Origin of the sequence: Methylobacterium sp. Leaf106, assembly GCF_001422895.1 — a bacterium.
Taxonomy (GTDB): Bacteria; Pseudomonadota; Alphaproteobacteria; order Rhizobiales; family Beijerinckiaceae; genus Methylobacterium; species Methylobacterium bullatum.
On the sequence record NZ_LMNB01000022.1, the window covers coordinates 1 to 6,102 of the forward strand.

Sequence of the window (6,102 nt, forward strand, 5' to 3'; positions counted from 1 at the left end):
ATCCTCACGCCCACGCATCGCCCGACCTCACACTGTCTCGGACAGAGTGAATCATCTCCGGGACAAGCCCGCCAGCGACTTCTTCAGCAGCCTGCTAGAGCGCACGTTTGGGCAGCGCTACGGCGACCGGGCCATTGATGGCGAGCCTTTCGTTCCCCTTGCGCTGCTGCAGGAGACCGCGGCCAGGGAAAAGCTGTTCACAATCTGGCAGTCGTTCGTAGACCGCATCCAAGCAGGTGTCTAAAATCTAGGTGGTCATGGGACCCATGCGGTATAGGATGCTTCTGCTGCAAGCATTGCTGCTGCGAGGCTTCAAGCCGGCACTAGCTATTTGAATTAAGGCCCAGTTCATGCGTATTGCACTAGCCGTTACTCTCGCTTTCATCGGATCTACCGCAGGAGGGTGCCAGATACGGGAGGAAAATATCCGAAAGATCAACAGCGTATGGAATGAAGCACGCATAGCAACTCCTAACCAACGCGCTGCAATCGCGTCTTATGTTCGCTCGACATGGAAAGACCCCTATTCGATACGCGACGTAGAAATCAGCCAAGCGCACCCGGACCCACTGTCGAGCACACCAACAGATTGGGCCATATGCGTCAGGATGAATTCCAAAAATAGCTACGGAGCCTATACGGGTCTACAAACAACGCTATTTATAATAACGGAAGAAAACACAGTGCGTTCGGCTCAAGAAAATGGTGGCAGAATTTGCCATGATAACAGAATTCAATTCACGCCCTGGAGTGGGCTCTCACAACCTTAGTGAGCGACCGGAACCTAGCCCTGCATCTTCAAATACCAGAGTGATAATATGCAAGTAAATGTTGCTTCATTCCCCTCTACTTAAACCTACTTGGCATCTATTTTGTCTTAAGCGAGCTTCGCGGTGATGTGAGCTTGCTGGATGATAGGCGGCGACGGCTCGTGGCAGCGCTTATATCTTGCTGTGCGCAGATGTAGCCCTGGGGCTTCGTTGCCTCTGGCGAGGCCGTAGCGAAACCGCGCGATCGCGACGTTTCCTTCTGGATCGTTCCGAGATGATCTACCATCTCGGCAATCATGAGACGGTGTCTAAGACCAGCAAGACGGTCCGTCGGTTGTTCAGAGTGAAATGGTGGAGGTGGGCCGGGGATCGCGTAGCAGAGGCGCCTGATGCGGTCCCGCCAACCACTCTCGCAACTTCGTCCAGCGTCGCTTCGCGCTCCCGCCTCGAACTGCCATTCCGATCGCCTTGCGCTGGCCGATCAGCACAACGAGCTCCTTGCCGCGCGTAACGCCGGTGTAGAGCAGGTTCCTCGCCAACATATTGAAATGCTGCGTCACGATCGGGATCACAACGGCGGGATACTCCGAGCCCTGGCTCTTATGAATCGTCGTGGCAAAGGCCGGCACCAGCGTGTCGAGTTCGCCGTATGGGTAGACGACCTCGCGCCCTTCGAAGATGACGATGACGGCACCTTCTTCCTCGTCGATACGCACAACCGTGCCGAGATCGCCATTGAAGACATCGCGGTCGTAATCGTTCTGGGTCTCCATCACACGGTCGCCGGGGGCGAAGCGCCAGCCAAAGCGTTCGATCTGCTGGGCCGGGCTTGGGTTCAGCACGCGCTGGAGTTCGTGATTGAGATTGCGTGAGCCGAGGGAGCCGCGCAGCATCGGGGTCAGAACCTGAATATCGCGGGTCGGATCGAGCCCGAAGGAACGCGGAATGCGTTTGGTTACGACCTCGATTAGCTTAGCGACGCCGACGTCCGGGTCGTCAATCTCGATTAAATAGAAGTCCGACTTCTCGCTCGCCTTCGGCCACTCCGGCATCTGGCCCTGGTTGATGCGATGCGCATTCACGATGATCCGGCTCTCTGCCGCTTGCCGAAATACTTCGGTCAGGCGCGCTACCGGCACGCGCGCCGAAGCGATGATGTCGGCAAGCACTTGGCCTGGACCAACCGAAGGAAGCTGGTCGACGTCGCCAACGAGCAGGAGCCCAGCATGCTCTGGCACAGCCTTAAGCAGCGCATTCATCAGAGGCACGTCGATCATGGAGCACTCGTCGAGGACAAGCAGATCACAGTCGAGTGGGTTCTCCTCGTTGCGCGAGAAGCCGCCGCGCTTCGGGTCGATCTCCAGGAGACGATGGATGGTCTTGGCTTCGAGCCCAGTTTGTTCCTTCATACGCTTGGCGGCACGACCCGTCGGCGCAGCGAGCAGGACGTTCACGCTCTTCGCCGTGAGAATGCGCAGGAGCGAGTCCAGGGTGCTGGTCTTGCCAACGCCGGGACCGCCGGTGATGACGCTCAGCCTCGAACCCAGCATCAGTCGAATGGCCTCCCCTTGAGAAGGTGAGAGTGTCTTACCTGTCTTCGCCTCGACCCACGGCCGCGCCTTATCGAAGTCAATGCTTGGCCAGGGTGGTGAGCCGCTTGCTCGGTTGACGAGTCGCTCGGCGATCGCCCGCTCGGCCGCGTGCAGCCCCTCGAGAAAGACGCAGGGTTCGTCATCGACCGTATCCGCAATGACCTCCTCGCCGCGTGCTAGCTCGTCGGCAACGGCGTTGCGGACGAGGGCGACTTCGACCTCAAGCAGCTTCTGGGCGAGCACGATCAGCCGCGCGTTTGGCAGGCCACAGTGGCCTTCGTCCATAGCCGTCTGGAGCGCGAACGACACACCTGCCCGGAGCCGCTGCGGTGCCTCCTTCGACAGCCCAAGGCGCATCGCGATCGCATCCGCCGTGCGAAAGCCAATGCCCCGGATGTCGCGAGCGAGCCGGTAGGGGTCCTCGGTCATTACGACGATCGACTCGTGGCCGTAGGTCTTGAAGATCCGCACTGCCCGCGCCGTGCCGACGCCATGCGCGTGCAGGAAGATCATGATCTCCCGCACAGCCTTCTGCTCAGCCCAGCCGGAAACAATGCGGGCAGCGCGCGTCGGGCCGATGCCCGAGACCTCCTTGAGACGCTCGGGGGCGGCCTCGATGATCTCGAAGGTAGCTTCGCCGAATAGTGCCACGATCCGCTTGGCCATGGCCGGCCCGATGCCGCGCATGTAGCCCGACGCCAAGTAGCGCTCTATTCCCTCGACCCCAGTCGGTGGCGTGGCCTTGAGCGTCTCAGCCTTGAACTGGAGGCCGTGCTGCCTGTCGGTAAACCAAATTCCTGTTGCCGTAATCCACTCGCCGGCACCAATCGCTGGTGCGTGTCCGATGACCGGCACAAGGTCTCGCTTGCCGCGTGCCTGGACCTTCAGAACGCAGAAGCCAGTCTCGGCATTATGAAAGGTAACGCGTTCGATCGTGCCGGCCAGCGTTTCCACAGGTGCACTACGGTCGAAAGACTTCGGCACCGTGCTGCTGCTCTAACTATTGGCTGAACCAATACGTCGAGATATCACGGCTACCGGAGAACTCCGACTCGATCGCTACCGGGGCCTGATCGAAGGAAACAAGTATCGCTGGGACGAAGGTGCCTTGTCTTTCTCGATCGATCCGGATCTCACTCGGGATCGACCTGAGGTAGGACACCGCCGTTCGCGTGCCTCACGTCAGGGCGCCGGCATTCATCAATCCGTTCGGGTCGAGGCCGTGCTTTAAAGTGGCGATGAGGTCGAGGCGGGTCGGATCAGCGTAGCGGCGCAGCAGGTCGCGCTTGAACCGGCCAATGCCGTATTCGGCGCTGAAGCTGCCGCCGAGGTCGATCGCCAGGGCGTAGAGGTCGTGGGCGATGCCGGTTTCCACCTCGCGGGTGAAAGCGAGCCGGTCACGTCCCTCGGGCACCACCAGATTGTAGTGGATGTTGCCGTCGCCGACGTGGCCGTAGAACGATAGCCGCACGCCGGGCAGCTGCCGGCCGACAATCGCGCCGCTGCGCGCTAGGAATTCACCTAGCGCTGAGATCGGCACGGAAATGTCGTGCTTGACCGACCCGCCAGCGTGCTTCTCGCCCTCGGGAATGGTCTCGCGCACTGCCCACATCGCCCGACGCTGCCCCTCGGACTGGGCGAGCGCCGCATCTGTGATCCAGCCGCGTTCCATTAGTGCTTCGAGGCTGGCCATCAGGACGTCGTCGAGGGGAATGTGCGCCGAAGAGGCCGAGAGTTCGAGCAGCACGGCGCCGCCGGGTCCCGTGGCGAGACCGGTCTCGGCCCTGCGCATCGCGGAGACGAGGCTAAGCGATGTGGCCGAGATAAGCTCGAAGGTCGAGATCAGGTCGGAGGTCTCTCGGCGCATCAAGGCGGCGATCTCCGGGAGCGGCGCATCAGCGGCGAGCTGGAGCCAGGCGGTGGCCCGGTGGCTTTGACTCGGCCACAGCTTGAGGACTACGCCGGTGATGATGCCCAGGGTGCCCTCGGCGCCAATGAACATCTGCTTGAGGTCGTAGCCGATGTTGTTTTTGCGAAGGGCGCCCATGTTGGAAAACAGCTGGCCGTCGGGCAGAACGACCTCAAGTCCCAGCACGAGGTCGCGAGTCATACCGTAGCGCAGCACCTGCAGGCCGCCGGCATTGGTGCCGAGGTTGCCGCCTAGGCGACAGCTGCCTTCGGAACCTAGGCTGAGGGGCAGGAGCAGATCGTGCCGGGACGCCGCGGCCTGGGCGTCAGCCAGGACGATCCCCGCATCGCAAGCGAGGGAGAAGTTCAGCGGGTCGACAGCGCGCACCCGGGTCATCCGCTCCAGGCTGACCACCAGCTGGCTCCGGCCGGCCTCTGGCGTCGCGCCACCGACATAGCCGGTGTTGCCGCCTTGGGGCACGAGGCCGAACCCATGGTTCCGGGCAAGGCAAACCAGCGCCTGAACCTCGTCTACCGAGCGCGGGCGCAGGACTGCAGGTGTCTCGCCCTTCATCAGCTCGCGATGGTCCAGGGTGTATCGCGCGGTCATGTCGGAGCCGGTGAGCACCCCGCCATCGCCAAGGAGAGCCGTAAACGGCGCGAGTGAATCGGTGATCGCCATCGATGGGTCGCCTGTGGGGGGGGGATGGAGCTCAACCTTGTCGCGCAGGGCCTCCGATGGAAAGGGGCGGTCGACCGGAAAGCTCATGGTAGATCCATGCCGAGCTTGCCGGTCATGCTAGCGGGGATCGCGTAGGCATCCTCGCGCTTCATCAGCGCTTGTGGGGCGGCCCTCGATCGGCGCCCCGCAGTTAATGCCAAGGATCTTGCCTATTCAACGCAAGCCTAACGAAGGCACACATCAGCGAAATGATACTCAGGATTGCGCGGCGTTGGCGCCACACGGCAGCGACGACGTTTCAGTCACGCTACGCGCCGAAATTCGTCGTGCCCTTCAGTGAGGCTCTGCGGCGAACTTCGTATCCTCGTCACCCAAGGGCATGGACCGAATCCTGGCTGCAGCAGAAGCCAAGGTCCTCGAATTCTTCCCCGTGGTGCTGGGACTTCGCCCCCTGGGTTAGCACGTCGAACTTGTTCGATTCTGAAGCGCCCTTGCGTCGGCGGCGTGGAGAGAACTACGCTTTCTCTCCACCGGCATTCATCCCGGTCGGATATCGCGGTCCAAAGAAGTTGTGTCCTATTGGACACGGCACGCCACTGCGAATGCCTAAATTGATTTGCGAATGCTGCGCAAAAAACGCGCTTCTTAGGATCCGCAAACCATAGGAGTTGGCGGGTGCAGAATAGCCTTCCTATTCCGTTGCGCCCCTTTTGCACCGGCAGATCAGGATCAGCATAATCTCGAGGCTTATCTCTCGAACTAACCGACTGTGCGGACTAGGAGAAAATAAAGGGCAAGATGGCAGGGTCCTCCACCTTCGGAGGGCAACGCTCTATCCAGCTGAGCTACGGGTGCTGACCGTGGCTGACACCTAACCCAAGCCGTGGCCGCACGCAACAATGTCGTTGGCCATGGGGGCCACCTTCGGCAAAGGTCACACGTTCGAATCGTGTCGGGTGCGCTAAGGGAGGCTTGCAGGTCGTAGAAAGGCGCGGATGCGCCGGCATTTCGCGAACCCTTGATGAGCCTTTCTGCCTGACAGGACTGCGGTCTAGCAGGCTGCTGAAGAAGTCGCTGGCGGGCTTGTCCCGGAGATGATTCACTCTGTCCGAGACAGTGTGAGGTCGGGCGATGCGTGGGCGTGAGGATC

3 protein-coding genes are annotated in these 6,102 nt (G+C 61.0%); 1 reads left to right on the forward strand and 2 read right to left on the reverse strand.

Annotated features, from left to right (window positions below; genetic code table 11):
* The coding region (locus tag ASF34_RS11855) for a hypothetical protein (protein ID WP_210166714.1) at positions 1–244 on the forward strand (244 nt) is incomplete at its 5' end.
* A gap of 864 nt (positions 245–1,108) precedes the next feature.
* Here ASF34_RS11855 and recD2 read toward each other — a convergent pair.
* Complete coding sequence (recD2, locus tag ASF34_RS11860) at positions 1,109–3,346, reverse strand: SF1B family DNA helicase RecD2 (RefSeq protein WP_056161284.1); 2,238 nt, start codon at positions 3,344–3,346, stop codon at positions 1,109–1,111.
* 193 nt (positions 3,347–3,539) lie between these two features.
* Positions 3,540–5,039, reverse strand: a complete 1,500-nt coding sequence (locus ASF34_RS11865) for an FAD-binding oxidoreductase (protein ID WP_244478978.1) — start codon at positions 5,037–5,039, stop codon at positions 3,540–3,542.
* Between the last annotated feature and the right edge of the window lie 1,063 nt (positions 5,040–6,102).